21 protein-coding genes are annotated in these 20,090 nt (G+C 35.2%); 18 read left to right on the top strand and 3 right to left on the bottom strand.

Annotated elements, in window-relative coordinates; translation table 11 throughout:
* Nucleotides 1–82 precede the first annotated feature (82 nt).
* The 16 genes from I5818_RS24435 (at nucleotide 83) to I5818_RS24360 (ending at nucleotide 14,119) form a co-directional block, all read left to right on the top strand.
* Nucleotides 83–940, top strand: coding sequence for a F0F1 ATP synthase subunit gamma (locus I5818_RS24435; RefSeq protein ID WP_058005275.1), 858 nt, complete (start codon nucleotides 83–85; stop codon nucleotides 938–940).
* Between the two features lie 69 nt (nucleotides 941–1,009).
* Nucleotides 1,010–2,431 carry a F0F1 ATP synthase subunit beta gene (gene atpD, locus I5818_RS24430; protein ID WP_058005276.1) on the top strand — a complete coding sequence of 474 codons (1,422 nt, stop codon included), beginning with the start codon at nucleotides 1,010–1,012 and terminating at the stop codon, nucleotides 2,429–2,431.
* A 22-nt stretch (nucleotides 2,432–2,453) separates the two neighbouring features.
* Nucleotides 2,454–2,858 carry a F0F1 ATP synthase subunit epsilon gene (locus I5818_RS24425; protein WP_058005277.1) on the top strand — a complete coding sequence of 135 codons (405 nt, stop codon included), beginning with the start codon at nucleotides 2,454–2,456 and terminating at the stop codon, nucleotides 2,856–2,858.
* Nucleotides 2,859–2,999: 141 nt separating this feature from the next.
* On the top strand, nucleotides 3,000–3,251 hold the full coding sequence (locus I5818_RS24420) for a DUF1146 family protein (protein WP_071977538.1): 252 nt from the start codon (nucleotides 3,000–3,002) through the stop codon (nucleotides 3,249–3,251).
* A gap of 276 nt (nucleotides 3,252–3,527) precedes the next feature.
* On the top strand, nucleotides 3,528–4,271 hold the full coding sequence (locus I5818_RS24415) for a YwmB family TATA-box binding protein (protein WP_078110940.1): 744 nt from the start codon (nucleotides 3,528–3,530) through the stop codon (nucleotides 4,269–4,271).
* A gap of 32 nt (nucleotides 4,272–4,303) precedes the next feature.
* Nucleotides 4,304–5,611, top strand: a complete 1,308-nt coding sequence (murA, locus tag I5818_RS24410) for a UDP-N-acetylglucosamine 1-carboxyvinyltransferase (RefSeq protein WP_071977539.1) — start codon at nucleotides 4,304–4,306, stop codon at nucleotides 5,609–5,611.
* A gap of 351 nt (nucleotides 5,612–5,962) precedes the next feature.
* Complete coding sequence (spoIID, locus tag I5818_RS24405; RefSeq protein WP_058005281.1) at nucleotides 5,963–6,973, top strand: stage II sporulation protein D; 1,011 nt, start codon at nucleotides 5,963–5,965, stop codon at nucleotides 6,971–6,973.
* Between the two features lie 353 nt (nucleotides 6,974–7,326).
* The gene (locus tag I5818_RS24400; RefSeq protein ID WP_078111234.1) at nucleotides 7,327–8,163 is read left to right on the top strand and encodes a stage II sporulation protein SpoIIQ; all 837 of its coding nucleotides are present in this window, start codon (nucleotides 7,327–7,329) and stop codon (nucleotides 8,161–8,163) included.
* 392 nt (nucleotides 8,164–8,555) lie between these two features.
* The gene (gene spoIIID, locus I5818_RS24395; protein ID WP_058005282.1) at nucleotides 8,556–8,819 is read left to right on the top strand and encodes a sporulation transcriptional regulator SpoIIID; all 264 of its coding nucleotides are present in this window, start codon (nucleotides 8,556–8,558) and stop codon (nucleotides 8,817–8,819) included.
* 317 nt (nucleotides 8,820–9,136) lie between these two features.
* Nucleotides 9,137–10,138 carry a rod shape-determining protein gene (gene mreB, locus I5818_RS24390; protein WP_058005283.1) on the top strand — a complete coding sequence of 334 codons (1,002 nt, stop codon included), beginning with the start codon at nucleotides 9,137–9,139 and terminating at the stop codon, nucleotides 10,136–10,138.
* A 33-nt stretch (nucleotides 10,139–10,171) separates the two neighbouring features.
* Nucleotides 10,172–10,984: a flagellar hook-basal body protein gene (locus I5818_RS24385; protein ID WP_058005284.1), complete on the top strand. Its 813-nt coding sequence runs from the start codon at nucleotides 10,172–10,174 to the stop codon at nucleotides 10,982–10,984.
* 27 nt (nucleotides 10,985–11,011) lie between these two features.
* Nucleotides 11,012–11,845 (top strand): flagellar hook-basal body protein, encoded by an 834-nt coding sequence (locus I5818_RS24380; protein WP_078109323.1) that lies wholly within the window; start codon nucleotides 11,012–11,014, stop codon nucleotides 11,843–11,845.
* A 28-nt stretch (nucleotides 11,846–11,873) separates the two neighbouring features.
* Complete coding sequence (locus I5818_RS24375) at nucleotides 11,874–12,146, top strand: DNA-directed RNA polymerase subunit beta (protein ID WP_058005286.1); 273 nt, start codon at nucleotides 11,874–11,876, stop codon at nucleotides 12,144–12,146.
* A 271-nt stretch (nucleotides 12,147–12,417) separates the two neighbouring features.
* Nucleotides 12,418–12,843: a 3-hydroxyacyl-ACP dehydratase FabZ gene (gene fabZ / locus I5818_RS24370; protein WP_058005287.1), complete on the top strand. Its 426-nt coding sequence runs from the start codon at nucleotides 12,418–12,420 to the stop codon at nucleotides 12,841–12,843.
* Nucleotides 12,844–13,165: 322 nt separating this feature from the next.
* Entirely contained in the window at nucleotides 13,166–13,516 is a 351-nt protein-coding gene (locus I5818_RS24365; RefSeq protein WP_058005288.1) for a hypothetical protein, read from the top strand.
* Nucleotides 13,517–13,735: 219 nt separating this feature from the next.
* Nucleotides 13,736–14,119, top strand: a complete 384-nt coding sequence (locus I5818_RS24360) for a protein-tyrosine phosphatase family protein (protein ID WP_058005289.1) — start codon at nucleotides 13,736–13,738, stop codon at nucleotides 14,117–14,119.
* 199 nt (nucleotides 14,120–14,318) lie between these two features.
* Here the strand turns inward: I5818_RS24360 and I5818_RS24355 are convergent, their stop codons facing one another.
* Nucleotides 14,319–14,753 (bottom strand): YwpF-like family protein, encoded by a 435-nt coding sequence (locus tag I5818_RS24355; RefSeq protein ID WP_058005290.1) that lies wholly within the window; start codon nucleotides 14,751–14,753, stop codon nucleotides 14,319–14,321.
* A 231-nt stretch (nucleotides 14,754–14,984) separates the two neighbouring features.
* Here I5818_RS24355 and I5818_RS24350 point away from each other — a divergent pair, with 231 nt between their 5' ends.
* Together I5818_RS24350 and I5818_RS24345 are read left to right on the top strand one after the other, a co-directional pair.
* Complete coding sequence (locus tag I5818_RS24350) at nucleotides 14,985–15,335, top strand: single-stranded DNA-binding protein (RefSeq protein WP_058005291.1); 351 nt, start codon at nucleotides 14,985–14,987, stop codon at nucleotides 15,333–15,335.
* A gap of 17 nt (nucleotides 15,336–15,352) precedes the next feature.
* Entirely contained in the window at nucleotides 15,353–15,511 is a 159-nt protein-coding gene (locus tag I5818_RS24345; RefSeq protein WP_158022243.1) for a hypothetical protein, read from the top strand.
* A gap of 195 nt (nucleotides 15,512–15,706) precedes the next feature.
* On the opposite strand, the gene I5818_RS24340 is transcribed toward I5818_RS24345, so the two are convergent.
* Together I5818_RS24340 and I5818_RS24335 are read right to left on the bottom strand one after the other, a co-directional pair.
* Complete coding sequence (locus tag I5818_RS24340; protein ID WP_078109322.1) at nucleotides 15,707–18,499, bottom strand: DEAD/DEAH box helicase; 2,793 nt, start codon at nucleotides 18,497–18,499, stop codon at nucleotides 15,707–15,709.
* On the bottom strand, nucleotides 18,492–20,057 hold the full coding sequence (locus I5818_RS24335) for a hypothetical protein (RefSeq protein WP_078109321.1): 1,566 nt from the start codon (nucleotides 20,055–20,057) through the stop codon (nucleotides 18,492–18,494). Before I5818_RS24335 ends, I5818_RS24340 begins: the two co-directional genes overlap by 8 nt.
* Between the last annotated feature and the right edge of the window lie 33 nt (nucleotides 20,058–20,090).

Below are 20,090 nucleotides of genomic sequence, written 5' to 3'. Positions count from 1 at the left end.
TGTAACCTTTTAGCCTTCGCTGTTAATTAGGATGAAATCCTTAATCGTGAAGGCCTACTTAAAACAAGGGTGGTGAGATTTAGTGGCATCCTTACGTGATTTAAAATCTCGTATTAATTCGACGAAAAAAACTAGCCAAATAACAAAGGCAATGCAAATGGTATCTGCATCTGCTTTAAATAGAGCTGAAATGAATGCAAAATCTTTCGTTCCATATATGGAAAAAATCCAAGAGGTAGTTGCAAGTATTGCTCTTGGAAGTAAAGATGCAACGCATCCTATGCTCCTAACTCGTCCTGTCAAAAAGACTTGTTATTTGGTAATTACCTCCGATCGTGGTTTGGCAGGAGCGTATAACAGTAGTGTATTGAAGTTAGTTCATAATAAAATTCTCGAAAGACATCGTTCTAAGGATGAATATGTCATTGTAGCAATTGGACGTGTAGGTACTGATTATTTCAGAAATCGTGATATGAACGTAGTACTAGATGTAATTGGTCTTCCTGATCATCCATCATTTGCAGATATTGTAAAAATAACAAATAAAACAGTTAGCATGTTTGCAGATGGTACGTATGATGAACTTTACATGTATTACAACCATTTCGTAAATGCAATCAGTCAAGAAGTCACAGAGAAGAAGCTATTGCCACTTACTGATATTGCATCATCTAATAAGTTGATTTCGTATGAGTTCGAACCATCTGCTGAAGAAATTCTTGAGACTTTACTTCCTCAGTATGCAGAGAGTCTTATATACGGAGCATTGTTAGACGGAAAGGCAAGTGAGCATGCAGCTCGTATGACTGCAATGAAAAATGCAACTGATAATGCAAAGGAATTAATTGATTCATTAACACTTTCTTATAACCGTGCACGTCAAGCAGCCATCACACAAGAAATAACTGAGATTGTTGGTGGAGCAGCTGCACTTGAATAGACTGAAAAATGATTGTTTAAAAGAGGCTTTTACTAAAGCTTTCTCTAATGCAAGATAGGAGGGAAAATGATGAACACTGGACGCGTTCTTCAAGTAATGGGTCCGGTTGTTGACGTCAAGTTTGATAACGGTCAACTTCCAGATATTTATAATGCGTTAAAAATTCAATATAAAGCCCAAACTGCAACTGAGGTTGATATTGATTTAACTTTAGAAGTTGCACTTCACTTAGGTGATGATTCTGTACGTACGATTGCTATGGATTCGACAGACGGTGTCCAACGTGGAATGGATGTACTTGACAGTGGTGCACCAATTTCTGTTCCAGTAGGTGACGTAACTCTTGGTCGTGTATTCAACGTATTAGGTGAAGCAATTGACTTAAATGGTGAAGTTCCTGCAGATGCACGTCGTGATCCGATTCATCGTACAGCACCAAGTTTTGAACAGCTTTCAACAGAAGTTGAAATTCTCGAAACAGGTATTAAAGTAGTTGACTTACTTGCTCCATATATTAAAGGTGGTAAGATTGGTCTCTTTGGTGGTGCCGGTGTAGGTAAGACTGTATTAATTCAAGAGTTAATTAATAATATTGCCCAAGAACATGGTGGTATTTCTGTATTCGCTGGTGTAGGAGAGCGTACTCGTGAGGGGAATGACCTTTACTGGGAAATGACAGATTCTGGTGTTATTAAGAAAACAGCAATGGTCTTTGGTCAAATGAATGAGCCACCAGGTGCACGTATGCGTGTTGCTTTAACTGGCTTAACAATGGCGGAATATTTCCGTGATGTACAAGGTCAAGACGTGCTTCTATTTATTGATAATATTTTCCGTTTCACGCAAGCAGGTTCAGAGGTATCTGCCCTTTTAGGACGTATGCCTTCTGCGGTTGGTTATCAACCAACACTTGCAACTGAAATGGGTCAATTACAAGAACGTATTACATCTACAAATGTAGGTTCAGTTACATCGATTCAGGCAATTTACGTTCCTGCCGATGACTATACAGATCCGGCTCCGGCAACAACATTTGCTCACTTAGATGCAACAACAAACTTAGAGCGTAAACTTTCTGAAATGGGTATTTACCCTGCGGTAGATCCACTTGCATCTACATCCCGTGCACTTTCACCTGAGATTGTAGGTGAAGAGCATTATAATGTAGCTCGTCAAGTTCAACAAACATTACAACGCTATAGAGAATTACAAGATATTATCGCTATTTTAGGTATGGATGAGTTAAGTGATGATGACAAACTTATTGTTGCTCGTGCTCGTCGTATCCAGTTCTTCTTATCCCAGAACTTCCATGTAGCTGAACAATTTACAGGTCAAAAAGGGTCTTATGTACCTGTAAAAGAAACAGTTAAAGGATTCAAAGAAGTACTTGAAGGTAAATACGACCATCTTCCAGAGGATGCTTTCCGTCTTGTTGGTTCCATTGAAGATGTTATCAAACAAGCTAAAGAGATGGGCGTAGAGGTATAATAAGGGACCAGGAGGATCAAAAATGAAGACATTAAAAGTCAGTATTGTCACTCCAGACGGCCCAGTGTATGATTCTAATGTTGAAATGGTAAGTACAAAAGCCCAAAGTGGTGAATTGGGTATTTTGCCGGGACATATTCCAATGGTTGCACCACTTCAAATCGGTGCTGTACGACTAAAAAACGGCAATAACACTGAGCTAGTAGCAGTAAGCGGTGGGTTTCTTGAAGTACGTCCAGAGCAAGTAACCATTTTAGCTCAATCAGCTGAAAAGGAAGAAAGCATTGATATTGAACGTGCGAAAGAAGCTAAGTCACGTGCAGAAAGTCGCATTCAATCAAACCAAGCAGATATTGATCAAGTGCGTGCAGAATTAGCATTAAGACGTGCAGTCAACCGGATTAATGTTTACGAACATCGCTTCTAAATTGCTTAAAACACCTTCTGATAGTTTCTGTCAGAAGGTGTTTTTAAAAAAGTATTTATTTCTTGTTGCTTGCAATGTTTTATAGTCATTCAAAGGAACAAAAAATAGATTGCTTTGAAAATGAAAGGATGTAAAAAAGTAATGGATGTAAGCTTTGGTCAACAAGCATTAACTAATATTATTTCACATTTGTTTTTTATATGCCTTACATTTTGGGCATTAGGCGCATTAAATTTTGAAAAGCTATTAAAGCCTAATCGTGTATTGCAGGCTAGACTCTTATACATTTTCATCACCATTGCAATAGGTTCTTCAATTAGTAATTTCTTTTTAGACTATCTACTTTGGTCCAGGCAGCTTCCTCTTATTCTTGATTTCGTCATTAATTTGTAATAAATAGACCAACTTTCCTATTTTCAAATGAATAAATATTGATTATGATTTGATTTAATGTTGTCATTTTAGTGTTACTTTTTCAGTGGAAAAACGTCTAAATAGTGATACTAAAAATAGCTGTATGGCAACGTTTGAGGGACTTAAAATGTCCAACATTTTCAGCTGAGTTTAATAAATAAGAGCTGATAACCATTGTCAAAAGATGACGACTTTTCCCAAGTATGTACTCTTCTCTACTGGTAAAGACTTTTACTAAGGAGAGGGGAATTTAATATGAAAAAAAATATGACTTACTTTCTAGTTATTGGAATTATTATTTGTTTTGTATTTGTCATTATTGGGAATAAGATGGTATCTGCTACAGTTACTACCGATTTAGAAAAATTGGCTGAAGCGATCAAAAATGAAAAAGGGAAGATAACTGGATGGTCTCTATATACAAGAGAAACCATTGATATTTCCTCTAATGAGGAGTGGTTAGCTCAGGTTCAAAGAGTAAAAAAACAATATCCCGCTTATGATTGGAAGTTAAGTACTGAAAATGATGAATTAAAAGCAATTGGTTTTTCAAAAAAAAGGGATTATGTCGAAACAATAAAAATATTGTCGACCCCAACAAAAAATCAACCGCAATCGTATTTAATATATGAGGTTAAAGGAACTGTTTGGAATAATCAAATTGGGATAAAAATCAATAAAAGAATCAGTGAAAAAATGGAAGTTTTATTTAAACAGAAACCTGTAGTTTTCTCTTGTATTAAAGGCGAATTCAGTGATAAAATTGATAAGGTTTTATCCTCAAAATTATCTAATTTAATGACAAGCTTAAAAGCTAAAGAAGAAGAAGCATTGATGGAAAAAGATTTTTATTCTATTTCTGCCTATTCATCAAAATTAGAGCAATCAATTCCTACTAGGAATCATTCGATGAATATGCAAATTGGCTTAAGAAAAAAAGGATTGGGCGCCAATACGAGCATTGTAATTGGCACACCTATCATAACGATTGAATATTAATATAGAGAAAATGGACGCGGAGGGGAATACTTTTGGAAAAAATCATCGTCCGCGGCGGAAAAAGGCTTAACGGTACGGTTCAAGTTGAAGGTGCAAAAAATGCTGTACTGCCTGTTATCGCTGCATCATTGTTAGCTAGTGAAGGAATAAGTGTTATTCGTGATGTACCATCACTCTCCGATGTATATACAATTAGTGAAGTGTTACGCTATTTGAATGCCGAAGTAACGTTTCAAGAAAATAAAATTACTGTAGATGCATCAAGAGAGTTATTAATTGAGGCTCCATTTGAGTATGTACGTAAAATGCGTGCTTCTGTACTTGTTATGGGACCATTATTAGCAAGAACAGGAAGAGCTCGTGTAGCATTACCTGGTGGTTGTGCAATAGGATCAAGACCGATTGATTTACATCTTAAAGGTTTTGAGGCTATGGGTGCTAAAGTTAAGGTAGGAAATGGTTTTATAGAGGCTGAATCAGAAGGGCGTTTACGTGGGGCAAAGATTTATTTAGATTTCCCAAGTGTTGGTGCTACGCAAAATATTATGATGGCTGCAACTTTAGCTAATGGAGTAACTACTCTTGAAAACTGTGCAAAGGAACCAGAAATCGTAGATTTAGCAAATTATCTAAATAAAATGGGTGCGGTCGTCAAGGGAGCAGGAACTGGTACCATTCGTATTGAAGGTGTAGAACGACTATATGCTGCTGATCACACGATTATCCCTGATCGAATCGAAGCAGGTACGTTTATGATCGCTGCTGCTATTACAGGAGGGAATGTACTTGTAAAAGGAGCAGTTCCTGAGCACTTAACATCATTGATTGCTAAGCTTGAGGAAATGGGTGTAGTGATCATTGAAGAAGATCAAGGCTTACGAGTTATTGGTCCAGAGAAGCTCAAAGCAGTAGATATTAAAACAATGCCACATCCAGGATTTCCAACGGATATGCAATCACAGATGATGTCTTTACTAGTCGTTGCAGAGGGTACTGGAATGATAACGGAAACGGTATTTGAAAACAGATTTATGCATGTTGAAGAGTTTCGTCGGATGAATTCTGATATTAAAATAGAAGGACGTTCTGTAATAATCAATGGTCCGTGTCAGCTTCAAGGTGCAGAAGTGTCAGCTACTGATTTACGCGCTGCTGCAGCTCTAATTATTGCTGGCCTAAGGGCAGAAGGTTATACAAGAGTGACAGAACTTAAACATTTAGATCGAGGTTATTTAAATTTCCATAATAAATTAGCTGCACTAGGAGCAGATATTGAACGTGTTAATGATGAAGTAGAAATTTCAAATGACTCGAAACAATTTCTTTCAGAACAGATTTAAACCAATAGAAAATTTTCATAATGGTTATTGGCCTCTTGAAGGAGCAAAGATTATTTGCATGGTGCAAAATAATCTTTGCTCTTTTTTGTTGTCCACTAAATGATATAGTTTCGTTTGTAGTGTATAAAGACTGTTTATACCATCTAGGTCAAAAAAGCAGAATATGATGTAATGGTTTGTATGCTTAAGGAAAAATAAAAATAGCTCATCCTTATTCCTACCGAGACAGAATAAATGGTTTTCCGCAAGTGTTTGTTTTAGCCCTGAAAGTACGAGAATTACTTGTCATAAAAGCTTGTCCATCTCCATATGAATGGAATGTAGTGTATAAAAATATAGGAGGCATCAAGCATGAAGCAATATAAACTCATTATACTTATTACAGTCCTAGTTCTAGTCGTATCCTTCACCATTCCAACCCTACTTGTACTTCCCTACTCTTCCGGAAAAGCAAGTGGAAAGCTTGATGACAATGTAAAAAAACCAAAATCAAATATTGTTACACCATCCATAGAGGTGTCAGTATATCGCGATCAAAGTCAAAAAGTTGAAACATTGCCTCTTGAAGAATATGTTGTAGGCGTTGTAGCCTCGGAGATGAATGCTGACTTTGAAGAAGAAGCGTTAAAGGCTCAAGCTTTAGCTGCAAGGACGTTTATTATTAGGCATCTGTTACTAGGTGGGAATAGTGACCTTCCTGAAGGGGCTAATATTACAGACACGATCAGTGATCAAGTCTTCAAAAATAAAACTGAGTTAAAAAAACAATGGGGAGATGAATATAATTGGCGATTAAAAAAGATTACAGATGCAGTAAAAGCAACATCTGGTGAAATATTAACATATAACGGAACGCCAATTGATGCCGTATTTTTCTCTACAAGTAATGGATTTACTGAAAACTCTGAGGAGTATTGGTCTAGTGCTATCCCTTATTTAAAAAGTGTAGAAAGCCCTTGGGATAAAAATTCACCAAAATTTCAAAGCCAAAAAACAATTAGTGTCACTGATTTTGAAAGTCAGTTGGGTGTCAAACTTAATGGAACAGATATTGGGGCTATTACATCATTAACAAAAGGGAAACGAGTCAGCACGGTTATGATAGGGGGAAAGCAGTTTACTGGAAGAGAAGTTCGTAGTAAGTTAAATTTGCGATCATCTGATTTTCAATGGATTAGAAAAGGGGATAATATAATTATAACAACGAAGGGTTACGGACATGGAGTGGGAATGAGCCAATATGGAGCAAATGGAATGGCTGAAAAGGGGAAGAACTATAAAGAAATTGTAAAGCATTACTACCAAGGTGTTCAAATTGATTCTACTAAACCGTTTCTAGAAAAAGTAACAGCGAAAAAATAATAGAAATGAAAAATAGCTTGTAAAGTCTACAAGCTATTTTTTGTTGTCAAAATGACCATTTTATTAAGGGCTTTCCTCAAACAATATTGCAAAATAGGTATACTAGTAAATATCTGCTAAGAACGCTAAACTCCGCATTTCACTGAGATAAGAGCTACCAACCCTTCTATCCTTTATTAGGTTTAAAAGCCCTCAGTAGGCATATACAAAAGCAACAAACTATATGAAAAAGCCTTTAATAAAAAATGCATATTTTTAATAACTATGTCGAATACTAAAGACTTTAAATTTTTTTTCGAAATAATGTATATATTTGCTCATTTGTGTTCAAAATGGTTGCTGAGGTGATGAAAATGAGAGAGGAAGAAAAGAAACTAACTTCTCGAAAAAAAGGTACAAAAAACTTTTTTAAAAAGCGTTGGGTTTATCCTGCTATTTATCTAGCAAGTGCTGCATTAATCATTACAGCAATCTTTTGGTACCAATCAGCAGGAAATCAATCAGCAAAGGATGAATTTGGCTATCAAGGGGATAAACTAGGCAAAGATGGATATAAAAATCCTGCGGTTGAAGTAAACAAATCTGTAGAAAACTTCAAGTGGCCCGTAAAAAATGAAAAGCAGGCCCAAATTGAAAAAGAATTCTATGACGCAAATGCATCAGAAGAGAAGCAAGAGGCGGCAATGATAGTTTATGGATCAACTTATGAACCAAATCGTGGTATTGATATTACGATGAAGGACAAAAAGGAATTCCAAGTAGCAGCTGCATTAAGTGGTACAGTTTCTAATATACAAAATGATGATTTATTAGGAAATGTAATAGAAATTAAGCATGATGATGGTGTTGTGACTCAATATCAATCGGTTAAAGACATTAAAGTAAGTGTTGGAGATAAAGTAAAGCAAGGTCAAGTAATTGCTACCTCCAATACTAGCCAATTAAACCAAGAGGCTGGGACACACTTGCATTTCGAAATTAGAAAAGATAATGTTCCGGTAAATCCTGTATCTTATTTTGGAGAACCACTTTCTTCCATTAAAGAAGTCATGAAGGAAAATGTGAAGGAAGAGCAAAATAATGAAAATGTAAATGGAGAAGCCGACGAAAGCCAATCCAATTCATTGGATGGCGAAAATAAGAAAAATGATGCATTGGATCAAACAGAAAACAAAGATTCACAAGGATAACAACTAAAAAAAAAGGGGAGATACCCCTTTTTTTATTTGGAAATAAAACTACATAATATAAACGGTTTTGTTATATTTTTCAGAAATATTTACATTAGTCTTGTCCTTATTATTGTTTTTGTGCATATATTTTTATCCAAGCTAATAAAATGTTACAAACTTGACAAAAACAAAGAGAGGTTTGAGGTGAGGAATCGTTAACCCATTTCCTATAGATATAGTTGCGTACTTGATTAGTCATTGTAAAATGGAAAGTTATTAATAACTTTCTGCCGCTTTTGAGAATTTATTTATGAAATTGCAAATCTCACACGCGGGAACTAGCATATTCATTATAAGAGCGAGTCTCATTTCGCACTTCTCACACATCCAATTTAGGGAGGGCGAGCGGTGTGCACGATTACATCAAAGAGAGAACTATCAAGATTGGAAAGTATATCGTGGAGACGAGAAAAACAGTTCGCGTCATTGCGAAGGAGTTTGGCGTGTCCAAAAGTACTGTCCACAAAGATTTAACTGAACGATTACCAGAAATAAATCCTGAACTTGCTAATGAGGTAAAAGAAATATTAGATTATCATAAATCAATTCGCCATCTTCGTGGTGGAGAAGCCACGAAACAAAAATATAAAAAGGAAGAATTACAAAGTAATTAATAAATGGGGAAGCAATCTAATAAGGTTGCTTCTTAATTTATATAGTGGACTCTGTAGAACTAGTAGATAATCTATATGATCAATAATGTTTTAAAATTATTTCGAAAAAATATAGAATAGGTGCATTTTCCTATTGATAAAGGAAAAGTTTCATAAAAATTTTCCAAATTTTAAACATAAATTTATGACAATACATTCCTAATATCGACAAAAATATGCTAGAATATTAACTTAGGGAAATAAAAAATTTTGTACATATAAAACTTTACATAAATAAAAAAAAATCGCAGGAAAGATGATGGAAGGAGCTTCATTTCATGTTTGCAAAGGATATTGGAATTGACTTAGGAACGGCAAATGTATTGATCCACGTAAAAGGGCAAGGAATTGTATTAAATGAGCCATCAGTAGTAGCTATCGATAAAAATATTAATAAAGTTTTGGCAGTTGGAGAAGAAGCACGTAGGATGGTCGGAAGAACACCAGGAAATATTGTTGCCATTCGTCCATTGAAAGATGGAGTTATTGCAGATTTTGATGTAACCGAAACCATGCTAAGACATTTTATCAATAAGCTAAATGTGAAGGGGTTCTTATCAAAACCAAGAATTCTTATTTGCTGCCCAACGAATATCACAAGTGTTGAACAAAAGGCAATTAGAGAAGCTGCTGAAAAAAGTGGCGGTAAAAAGGTTTACTTGGAAGAGGAACCAAAAGTAGCAGCCATTGGTGCAGGAATGGATATATTTCAGCCTAGCGGGAATATGGTCGTAGACATCGGTGGTGGTACGACAGATGTTGCGGTACTCTCTATGGGGGATATTGTTACGTCAGCATCTATTAAGATGGCAGGGGATAAATTTGATAATGAGATTCTTCAATATATTAAGAAGGAATACAAGCTCTTAATCGGTGAGCGCACAGCGGAAAATATAAAGATAAATATTGGAACTGTCTTTCCTGGTTCTAGACATGAAGAGATGGAGATTCGCGGTCGTGATATGGTAACTGGTCTTCCGAGAACAATTACTGTTAATTCAAAAGAGGTTGAGTTAGCCCTACGAGAATCTATATCTGTAATTGTTCAGGCAGCTAAAAATGTATTAGAGAAGACTCCTCCTGAGCTATCAGCTGATATTATTGATCGTGGTGTCATTTTAACTGGTGGTGGAGCCTTACTACACGGTATTGATCAATTACTTTCAGAAGAGTTAAAAGTGCCTGTATTAGTAGCTGAAGAGCCTATGGATTCTGTTGCAATTGGTACTGGTATTATGCTTGAGAACATGGACAAAATTGCAAAAGGAAGAATCATTTAATATACAGTAGATGAATGAAGAGGTGTAACTTATATGCTAAGGGGTTTTTATACTGCTGCATCAGGAATGATAACACAGCAAAGAAAAACAGATTTACTTACTAATAATATGGCTAATGCAAATACACCCGGATTTAAGAGTGATCAATCAATGATTCGAGCATTTCCTGAAATGCTTTTGCAGAGACTTGATTCAAAAAGCTTACCAGTAAATAACTCGTTATCACTATCTAAGTTTCAACCAATTGGTGGATTAAATACTGGGGTTTACATGCAGGAAACGATTCCTAAGTTTTTACAAGGTGATTTAAAAGAGACGGAATTAAAAACAGATTTAGCACTTATAGATTTAAATGGGAATACAAGCTCATCATTTTTTAAAGTTCAGGATGCTAGTGGACAAGTAAAATATACACGTAATGGGAATTTTACAATTGATTCAGATGGCTTTTTAACTACAGCTAGTGGCCTTTATGTATTAAATGACCAGAACAGACCCATTCAATTACCTGATGATCAATTTACTGTGAGTAATAGCGGGGTAATAACTTCTAATGGTAACCAAGTAGGTAGATTAGGGATTGCATATACCAATAATCCAGATGCCCTTATGAAAGAAGGCGACGGATTATATCGTACAGAGAACGAGGAACAACTTCCAAACGCTGTAGATAATCAATTCCGTATTCAACAAGGATATATAGAGAGATCGAATGTTGATGTATCACAAACAATGACAGAAATGCTCTCTGCTTATCGGTCGTTTGAAGCCAATCAGAAGGTATTACAGGCATATGACCGGAGTATGGAGAAAACGGTAAATGAAATAGGAAGAGTGAATGGCTAATAGAATGCAATGTGAGGGAATATAACTGTGAATAGATCAATGATTGTCGCATCGAATACAATGAACCAATTGCAAAAACAACTTGACATCATTAGTAATAATCTTGCTAATATTGATACAAATGGCTTCAAAAAAAGAGAAGCTACATTTACCGACCTTTTAGCTCAATCATTTAATAATCAACCGAATAAGAATGAGGAAATAGGGAGATTAACTCCTAATGAAATACGTGTAGGTGTCGGGGCTAAGCTTGCACAGTCACAAATGGTGACAAAACAGGGAAGCTTAAAACAAACGGGTAGACCTTTAGATATTGCCTTTACTAATGAGAGTCAATATATGAAAGTATTAGTTGATAATAATGGAGAAGGTAATATTCGTTATACTCGTGACGGTGCACTATATTTATCACCGATAAATCAAAATGAGATGCTTCTAGTTAATAGTGAGGGCTATCCAGTTTTAGACGAAAATAACCAAATGATTTCGATTAGTGGGAATAGTAGTCAATATACATTTTCAGCTGACGGAAGGTTTGAAGTGACCTTAACGAATGGACAAAAGCAGGAATTTAATCTTGGAATTGTTTCCGTTAAGAAGCCTCAGTTTCTAGAACAGATGGGCGAGAATTTACTTGGAGTACCTGCAAATGCTGGGGCGACGGTTAATGACATCCTAACCGAACTAGTTGGACCATTGAGAAATCAAGTTTCGATTCAACAAGGATCTCTAGAAGGTTCAAATGTTAATTTAAGTAAAGAAATGACAGACTTGATTAATGTTCAACGATCCTATCAATTTCAATCTAAAGCAATTTCGTTATCTGATCAGATGATGGGTCTAGTTAACGGAATTCGTTAACGAGGTTCAGTTTAAAGGGGTTTTTTCAATGATGGAAAAGGAAATCCACGAAAGTCCGAAAACTCGTGAACAATTAAAAAAAGAAAAGTTAAAAAACAAGCCATCAATGAAGGAAAAGCGAAAAATTCGCATTCGCCTTATCCCTATTTGGTTAAGAATAATAATTGTTGTCATAGCTTTGGTTGCTAGTTTACTTGCGGGTGTTGTTGTTGGCTATGGGGTGATTGGTGATGGAAATCCGATGGATGCGTTGAAAAAGTCAACCTGGACCCATATAATTGATTTAGTGAAAAAAAAGTAGGAAAGGATGATTCCTTTCCTTTTTAAGTTTACCTTTTAAAAATGGCTGTTTCCGAATAATTTGGCATTTGCAAAAAACCAACTGCCGGCTTCTACATTCTATAAAGGATTCAGTTCAGCGAATCTTATGGGGTTTGTAGCTCTTTCCTCAAAGAAATGAAAGGTGTCGTAGTCTGTAGCCAATATTTCTTTAGGTAATACTTTACTTAATTAGTTATATGTTTGTGAAAAGAGCCTAAAAAAATCTATCATGAATAAAGGAGATTATTGTAATGTTAGATATTAAACAAATAAAAGAGATTATACCGCATCGTTATCCATTTTTACTAGTTGATCGGATTTTAGAAGTTGAAGAAGGAAAGAGTGCGGTAGGGATTAAAAATGTAACAGGCAATGAGGATTTTTTTAATGGACATTTTCCGGAATATCCAGTTATGCCGGGTGTTTTAATTGTAGAGGCACTTGCACAAGTAGGTGGAGTTGCGATGTTAAAAAAAGAAGAAAATCGTGGAAAACTTGCTTTCTTTACTGGTATAGATAAATGCCGATTTAAGCGCCAGGTTAAGCCTGGTGATCAATTAAGACTAGAGGTAGAGATGATCCGTTTTAAAGGGCCAATTGGCAAGGGAAAGGGCATTGCAACTGTAAACGGTGAGCTTGTTTGTGAAGCAGAAATGATGTTTGCATTAGAGAAATAATTGAAAGGAGAGATCTGTTTTGAGGCAGATCTCTCTTTTTATATTTTTTTATTTATAAAGGCTATTTAGGTAAAGTTTTTGACTATACATATAGGTTGAATATCGTTAATTCCCTTCATACTAATGAAACACGAGCTGCAAACTTTTTTAAAAGGTGTATAAGAATGGTTGTAGAGTTTTTATAAAGCAACAAACTATACGAAGATAGCCCCATTTGTATTTTGCTACTAAAGTATTGAATGGAGTTATGGCAATTGGGAATAGTAATATCAGGTCATAAATTAAATTCATAATGAAGAACATTTGGAAGGGGATTAGCGAAATGACAAAGTTCATGAAACTATTTGGTGCAACAGTACTTACTGCACTTATGCTTGTAGGGTGTGCAAATAATGATAATCAAAATCCTCCACCGCCCAACAATAATAATGGGGTAAATGATGTTGATAAAAATGATGTAAATGATCATAATACCCCAGATGTTAATGATGACAATAACGATACTGGCGATGGTACTGATGTGGATGATAATAAGTTACATGACAGTGATTTAAACGATAAATCGAATGACCTTAATGATACTGATACAAATGATACTGATAATAAAATTGATAAAGATGATACTGATATAAATATGAATAACAATAAAGATAAAGATAATAATAAGAAATAAAAAGCAGGGGTGTCCCTGCTTTTTATTGTAAATAATGCAGTAATTTATAAATAGTTGCTCAATATTAAAAAATAGAGTAAAATTCATAAATAGTGTTCCTTTTCTATTTACCAAGATTTACAATAATGTTAATGTGATTATGCCTGTTGCAAGGTGTTTAATTATGATATAGTAGAAAATGGTCTAAATAATCTATTATTTAGGGGGTATTTTACATAGATGTTACATTCATTACCATCAGGATTGAAGATAAGTATCTCTCGATCTATTTCAACCGTTTTTGAACAATATATGGAGAAAATTGGTTGGGATGAAAAAAAGTATAATATAGAGGATTTTATTAAACAATGGCAAGTGTATATAAATGAGCATGCCTCTTGGTACGATAAGTTGAGTGATGATATTAAAAAGGATCCTTCCTTCCATGAAGAATTAGCTGCCAAGATTAACGAAACCATTCAGAAAATCCTTTCAGAAGCACCAACAGATGAACAAATGAAAACCATTGAAAACCTTCAACGGAAGCATAATAATAAGGACTCCTATTCTTGCAAGATGGAAGCGAAGTTTTTAATTAATTCTCTGAAAAGCAAAACCAAATAGACATAACATGTGAGCTTTTTTATAAAGGCTCTTTTCGCATGGCTGTTAAGAACCTTATTAGGAAATTAGAATATTCCTAAATGACATTTTTTAAGTAACAAATAGTAGAAAAGAGCCTTTTACATTCATTTTTAAGATAGTGAAACATTATAAAAAGCTCAACGGCAGGAGCTGATAGAGCTTTTTATATAATCCGATATCAATTATTTTTTGATACTGGATATTTAGTCTTTTTACGCATTCGATTTTTAAATTCTGCTATTAAATTGTCACCCGCAAAGCCCTCTTGCACCAACTCGTTTAATAATAACTCCGCATATTCGTTTCGCTTTACATTTAAATGGCCTTCAAGTAGCACACTCATATTTTTTTCAAATAGTTTTATACAGCGGATGTGGGTTCTAAATGGAGCTGGATCATTCGCTTCATTTGTTATAATGACTTGTACCTTTAAATCATTGGTCATTTGTTGAGCTGTTCGGAAAAAATCGTAATATTTTTTATCTGTATATGCTTCGATTAGCCAAGTCATTTTTCCATCCTCTTTATTAATAATTAATCCATCTTCTAATACGATGTCTATTATATTTTCATTATCAATGACTTGTAGTGAAACAATTTTGAAGGTCTTCATTGAATTTCCTCCTAAGTTATTTGTCAAAATTATACCATAATATATTAAGAACTTGAAAAGGCATGAAAAAAAGTAATTTCATACATTCATGCTTTTAAAAATGGCCTTTTCGCGTTCAAATTTCACCATTTTATAACAAATTTTAACCGCATAAGTATATTTCCATCATTTTACCAATTGAATAAATCTAGATATGATAAGGTCAAATAATGAAAAGGAGATGATTGATGTTTGTTAAATCAAGTGACATTAGTAGGTAGATTAACAAAAAATCCGGAGCTGCGCTATACAATGGAGGGGAAAGCTGTATCAAATGTGACACTTGCCTTAAATCGTCAATATAAAAATAGTTCCGGTGAATATGATGCGGATTTTGTCCTTTGTACGCTATGGAATAAAGCTGCAGAAAATACAGTTAAATATTGTTCTAAGGGTTCTATTTTAGGACTTGTTGGGAAGATTCAAACGAGAAACTATGAAAATCAAGAAGGAAAGAGGGTGTATGTAACAGAGGTTGTTGCAAATTCAGTACAATTTCTAGGTGGTAAACCGTCAGAAGATAGGGAACTGCACACATCATAAATAGAAAGGACATTGGTATGGATGAATTAAAGTTGAGAATAGAAAAACTAGAGAAAGTGGTAGAAGACCTAATCCTTATTTTAGGAAAAGTCAATCAACGTGCTGTTAATCTTTCAATACAAACTAATTATTTAGAGAAACAACTAAATGATGCTAATCAAAATATTACTATCTAAACAAAAGATATTCCCCAATTTCCTCCTCATCAGATAAAAAGAAAAAATCGAACCTCCGATGCCTCCTCATAAAATATGGGGCTATCTGAAAAAAGGAGTCATACACCACCATTCATTAAATTAAGAAAGCAGACAAAATTTTGATTCAATTGGTGTATGATGATCCCCCTTTTCAGGTTGCCCCAATTATTTGTTTTATGAAAGGGAAAGTAATTGTTGTAATTCTACATTTGTAAGTTCTGTAATCCAATTATCACTTTGGATGATCTCATCATTTAGCGCTTGTTTCTTTTCGAGCATGGCATCAATCTTTTCCTCTAGTGTACCGGTTGTAATAAATTTATGAACGTGAACAAAACGGTTTTGACCTATCCGATAAGCACGGTCAGTTGCTTGATTTTCTACTGCTGGGTTCCACCACCGATCATAATGAATGACATGATTGGCTGCAGTAAGGTTCAACCCTGTACCCCCCGCTTTTAATGATATAAGGAAGATTGGAAATTCGCCATTTTGAAACGCCTGTACATATTCGTCTCGTTTTGCCTTCGGCATACTTCCATTTAAAAATGGGACATTTAGTTGGAAATGGCGTTTTAGTGTTTGTTGAATTATTTTCCCCATCCCAATATATTGAGTGAAAATTAAACAGCCTTCCTGAGCATCTAAAATTGTTGAAAGAAGCTCGATAAGCTTTTCAATTTTATGGGAACGTTTTTCAATATGCTTAGGTTCCTCTTCTTTCAAATATAAAGCTGGGTGGTTACATAATTGTTTTAGATGGCCTAACATTTTTAAAATGAGCCCTTTCCGTTCAAAGCTTGATAATTTGTCAATTTCATCAAAAGTATCGCGAATAAGCTGTTCATAGAGAGAAGCTTGTTCGGTCGTTAACGGACAGTACTCTTTCTCCTCAATTTTATCTGGTAAATTGAGTTCGACTTCAGGATCTTTCTTTGTCCTTCTTAGTAGGAACGGTCGAATGATTGCTTGTAGTTCACGTATTTTTTCTTCAGAGCCATCCTTTTCAATTGGCAAAATATATTTTTTTTGAAATTGAGAGAATGTCCCAAGGAATCCGTGGTTCGTGAAGTCAAATATCGACCATAATTCCGATAAGCGGTTCTCCATCGGTGTTCCGGTTAATGCGATTTTGTGACTGCCTTTTAATTTACGGATAGCTCGTGATTGCTTTGTCCCTGCATTTTTTATATTCTGGGCCTCATCAATGGCAATCGTGCTCCATTCAATGAGTGATAAATCTTCAAAATCAAGATGGGATAAGCCATAGGTTGTTAAAATGATATCAACATTATGAAGTGACTGAATAAATCCATCTCCTTTAGAACGATTAGGACCATAATGCAATACTACATTCATATTTGGGGCAAATCGCTCAAACTCTTTCTGCCAATTTCCAAGCACTGATGTTGGACAAATAATTAGTGCGGGCCCATTTGCAGGAGTGGTTTGCTTCACATGTAATAAGTATGTAAGTAACTGAACCGTCTTCCCAAGACCCATGTCATCAGCTAAAATTGCTCCAAATTGGTATTTTCTTAAAAAGGTTAACCAACTATATCCTTGAACTTGATATGGACGTAATTCTCCTTGAAAGTCCTGAGGAATAGAGGTCTCAGGGATATTATTCATATCGGTCAGTTGATTTATTAGTGTTTTAATAGACCGGTTTAGTTCAATTTGTATTTTAGCAAATGCTTTTGGGTCATAATCCTCTAATGCTTCCTCATCATTATCTATGAATTCTTGTTCAAGAATATCACGAACTCTTAATCCTTCTTTCTGTGCACGTTGCATGAGCTCTTGTAACTGTCTAATCATTTTTGGGTCTAATCTTACCCATTCACCATTGACTTTGATTAATCTCCGTTTACTTTCAATCATTTGTTGGAATTCTGCCTCGGATAGTTCTGAACCGTTAACGGATAAACGCCAATCAAAATCTACCACTGCATTTAGTCCGACAAATGACGGTCGGTAGCTAGCGCTGGATTGTTTTACTCTTGCTTTGAGAGTGATTTGTGCATCCTTCATAGCTATCCACCAAGAAGGTAGTAATATTTCAACACCTAGTACTAGAAGTTTCTCACTGACATCGGTTAAAAAACTCCATGCCTGATCCTCGTCTAGTTGATCTGTTAATCCATTTCCATCTTTTAGCCAAGGAAAAAGCTTTATCCACCTAAGCTGTTCTTCCGTTATATCTCCTTGAAATTTTCTCCATTTATCAGGATAATTTGTTATTGGATATAAACGATCCGTTATTTTCCGATCGCGGAGAATTGTTTCTAATTTCCAAGGCTCATCTTCCATTTCAGGCTCTGTTAAGCGTAATCCGATATGGAAGGGTAACTTATTTTCTAATGCCACCCACTGTTGAAAACTCTGGTCACTAAAATAGGAAGTAAGCTCTTCTGGTAATAAGTTTGAATGGATTAAAGATGATACTTTCTGCTTTAATTTAGGATTTGATAAATAATAGTTTTCAACTGCTGATTGAAACCAATGTTCAACCATTTCTAATACGGTTGTGTCATTTATTGGCCGAGTCCAGAACGATTCATGGAAGTCCTCCTTTACATAAGGGGGTAGTGGCCACTGGATGACCGGATCAGTTTTAGAAAAAAGCGGGGAAAAGGACCCTGAGCGTATAGCTTCATACATTGTATAAGCAACACCAAGAAACATTTGTCCTACTTCATCCCAGTCCCATTGAATAATGGAGCTGAAATTTTCATTCGCTAATAAAGTTAAAAGCTCCCAGCTATTTAATGTAATGCCATCTACACCTTGGAATGTTTCAATATCCAAGGAAGTTCCGAAATAGCTTTCTTTATGCCATATAAATAATTGTTTTCTCCAATCATTAGGGTGAACAAAGGATTGATTTATATCTTTGACATAGATAAAGAACCGTCCATCTTCTAAAGGTTTGATTTGAACCTTTAGCATCATTGTTTTAAGCATCGATCAATTTGCCCCTTTTGCATTCTTCATGAAACGCACGTAGTCTCTTCGTCTTAAGTAATAAATTTTCTAAATAAGTATCCCAAAAATCCATCATTTTTTCCTTCTTATAGATGGTCCTAAGTTTTTTTAAATATTTTACCGCTTTTTTATATGAGTCCCTATTACGATTTGAAATGGAAAATTCCACGGCATCGTGATAAAGTGGCATAAGTAAACTAGGATTATTTTTGGAGATCATATCCAATTTGCCACGATCGATAAATTCTAACTCGATCCCTTTATACTGCTGTAATTCAACCCATTCCTTATATTTTTCTTGCCGAAATAAGTGATCACTAAATTGATAATAAGTATGGGGTAATGCTTGGATATAGATTTTTTCTAATAAGAGTGGGTTCTGATCTGCTAAGGAACCCTCATCAATGTTTTGAAAAAATGAGCGAATAAAAACAAGACGGTCATATTCATTTTCCGTTTCTAAATACTCTGGAATAAATGCAGATATTGTATTTACGTATTGGTAAAATCGGTCCTGAGGTTTTTGTTCACTTAAATACTTAAGCCAGTATGATGAGAAATATGAGATTTCTGATCCGTATTTTTGTATCTCATCTAATGCGAGATCGTCATAGCCGCATAGAATTGAAATATGTATGTAGCCGATTTTAACACGTTTGGATTGATCGTCTTCCATAATGTCATTTAAGCGTTTATGCTCTAATTTGCGCCAAATGGATTGTTTAAATAATAATGTCCATAGCAATTGGTAAAATTCAACAAGTTCTAATTCATAATATGTGGGTTCTTGTAGTAAAAAAATACAGTCCTCACGCAAATACCTTAAATACTCATCAAATGCGAAAGGTGCTGCTGCTACAGAGAGAACTTTTAACGCTTCATCTGCTTCATCCAGCATATAATCAAAATATCGCTTGAATGTTCGTATATGCTGAGAAGAGCAAATTCTATTTACGATTTTTATTGACTCATACGCTGCAAATAGCTGGAATAGTGGTTTCCATTCTCGTAGAGAAGGGCTCGATTCAATCAAACTTCGATATTTATTCTTACACGAAACCTCCAATACAAATTCATTGGTTATATCAATTCCTTGATAGGCTTGTTGGAAACGGTTTAACCAGTTTTCTACACCATCATCTACACCAGCAGGAGTTTTTGCTTTTAATAAGTCACTCCCTCTTTTCATTCCTTGTAAAATCTGTTTGGATGAATCGTTCTTTTTCCAGTCCTGTACCCATTCAAAAACACTGCCAGTTTCACTATAGGTAGAAAAGAAAAGTGCCAGCTGATGCCGGCAGATCCCTTCTATTGGGCAAGAGCAGTGGCTAGAATTTAAATCATTATGCAAGACAACCTCTACAGGGGTTACATCTTGTACTTTAGCAGTTATTGCCGATTGAGATGTTTTCTTTTGATATACAAGCTGTTGCCGGTATAACAGCAATCCTTTTTGGATAAGTTTCTGATGATTTTCATTGTTAGGATCTAATGTTTTTTGCAATTCTTCTCCTATTAGGTTGATATCTACTGGCAAATAAAACACCTCCTTATTAAGTTAATGCCAACA

The sequence above is a fragment of the Heyndrickxia oleronia genome, from assembly GCF_017809215.1.
GTDB classification, from domain to species: domain Bacteria; phylum Bacillota; class Bacilli; order Bacillales; family Bacillaceae_C; genus Heyndrickxia; species Heyndrickxia oleronia.
The sequence above is the reverse complement of the archived record's forward strand: the minus strand, read 5'-3'. Positions and strand labels throughout refer to the sequence as shown.

Bases quoted from the DNA above. Each gene is read 5' to 3' on its own strand.
- I5818_RS24415 (WP_078110940.1), top strand. From the start codon at position 3,528: ATGAAAAAAAATATGACTTACTTTCTAGTTATTGGAATTATTATTTGT.
- I5818_RS24425 (WP_058005277.1), top strand. From the start codon at position 2,454: ATGAAGACATTAAAAGTCAGTATTGTCACTCCAGACGGCCCAGTGTAT.
- spoIID (WP_058005281.1), top strand. From the start codon at position 5,963: ATGAAGCAATATAAACTCATTATACTTATTACAGTCCTAGTTCTAGTC.
- I5818_RS24355 (WP_058005290.1), bottom strand. From the start codon at position 14,753: ATGAAGACCTTCAAAATTGTTTCACTACAAGTCATTGATAATGAAAAT.
- I5818_RS24420 (WP_071977538.1), top strand. From the start codon at position 3,000: ATGGATGTAAGCTTTGGTCAACAAGCATTAACTAATATTATTTCACAT.
- I5818_RS24360 (WP_058005289.1), top strand. From the start codon at position 13,736: ATGTTACATTCATTACCATCAGGATTGAAGATAAGTATCTCTCGATCT.
- fabZ (WP_058005287.1), top strand. From the start codon at position 12,418: ATGTTAGATATTAAACAAATAAAAGAGATTATACCGCATCGTTATCCA.
- mreB (WP_058005283.1), top strand. From the start codon at position 9,137: ATGTTTGCAAAGGATATTGGAATTGACTTAGGAACGGCAAATGTATTG.
- atpD (WP_058005276.1), top strand. From the start codon at position 1,010: ATGAACACTGGACGCGTTCTTCAAGTAATGGGTCCGGTTGTTGACGTC.
- I5818_RS24385 (WP_058005284.1), top strand. From the start codon at position 10,172: ATGCTAAGGGGTTTTTATACTGCTGCATCAGGAATGATAACACAGCAA.
- I5818_RS24365 (WP_058005288.1), top strand. From the start codon at position 13,166: ATGACAAAGTTCATGAAACTATTTGGTGCAACAGTACTTACTGCACTT.
- I5818_RS24345 (WP_158022243.1), top strand. From the start codon at position 15,353: ATGGATGAATTAAAGTTGAGAATAGAAAAACTAGAGAAAGTGGTAGAA.
- I5818_RS24400 (WP_078111234.1), top strand. From the start codon at position 7,327: ATGAGAGAGGAAGAAAAGAAACTAACTTCTCGAAAAAAAGGTACAAAA.
- I5818_RS24340 (WP_078109322.1), bottom strand. From the start codon at position 18,499: ATGCTTAAAACAATGATGCTAAAGGTTCAAATCAAACCTTTAGAAGAT.
- I5818_RS24375 (WP_058005286.1), top strand. From the start codon at position 11,874: ATGATGGAAAAGGAAATCCACGAAAGTCCGAAAACTCGTGAACAATTA.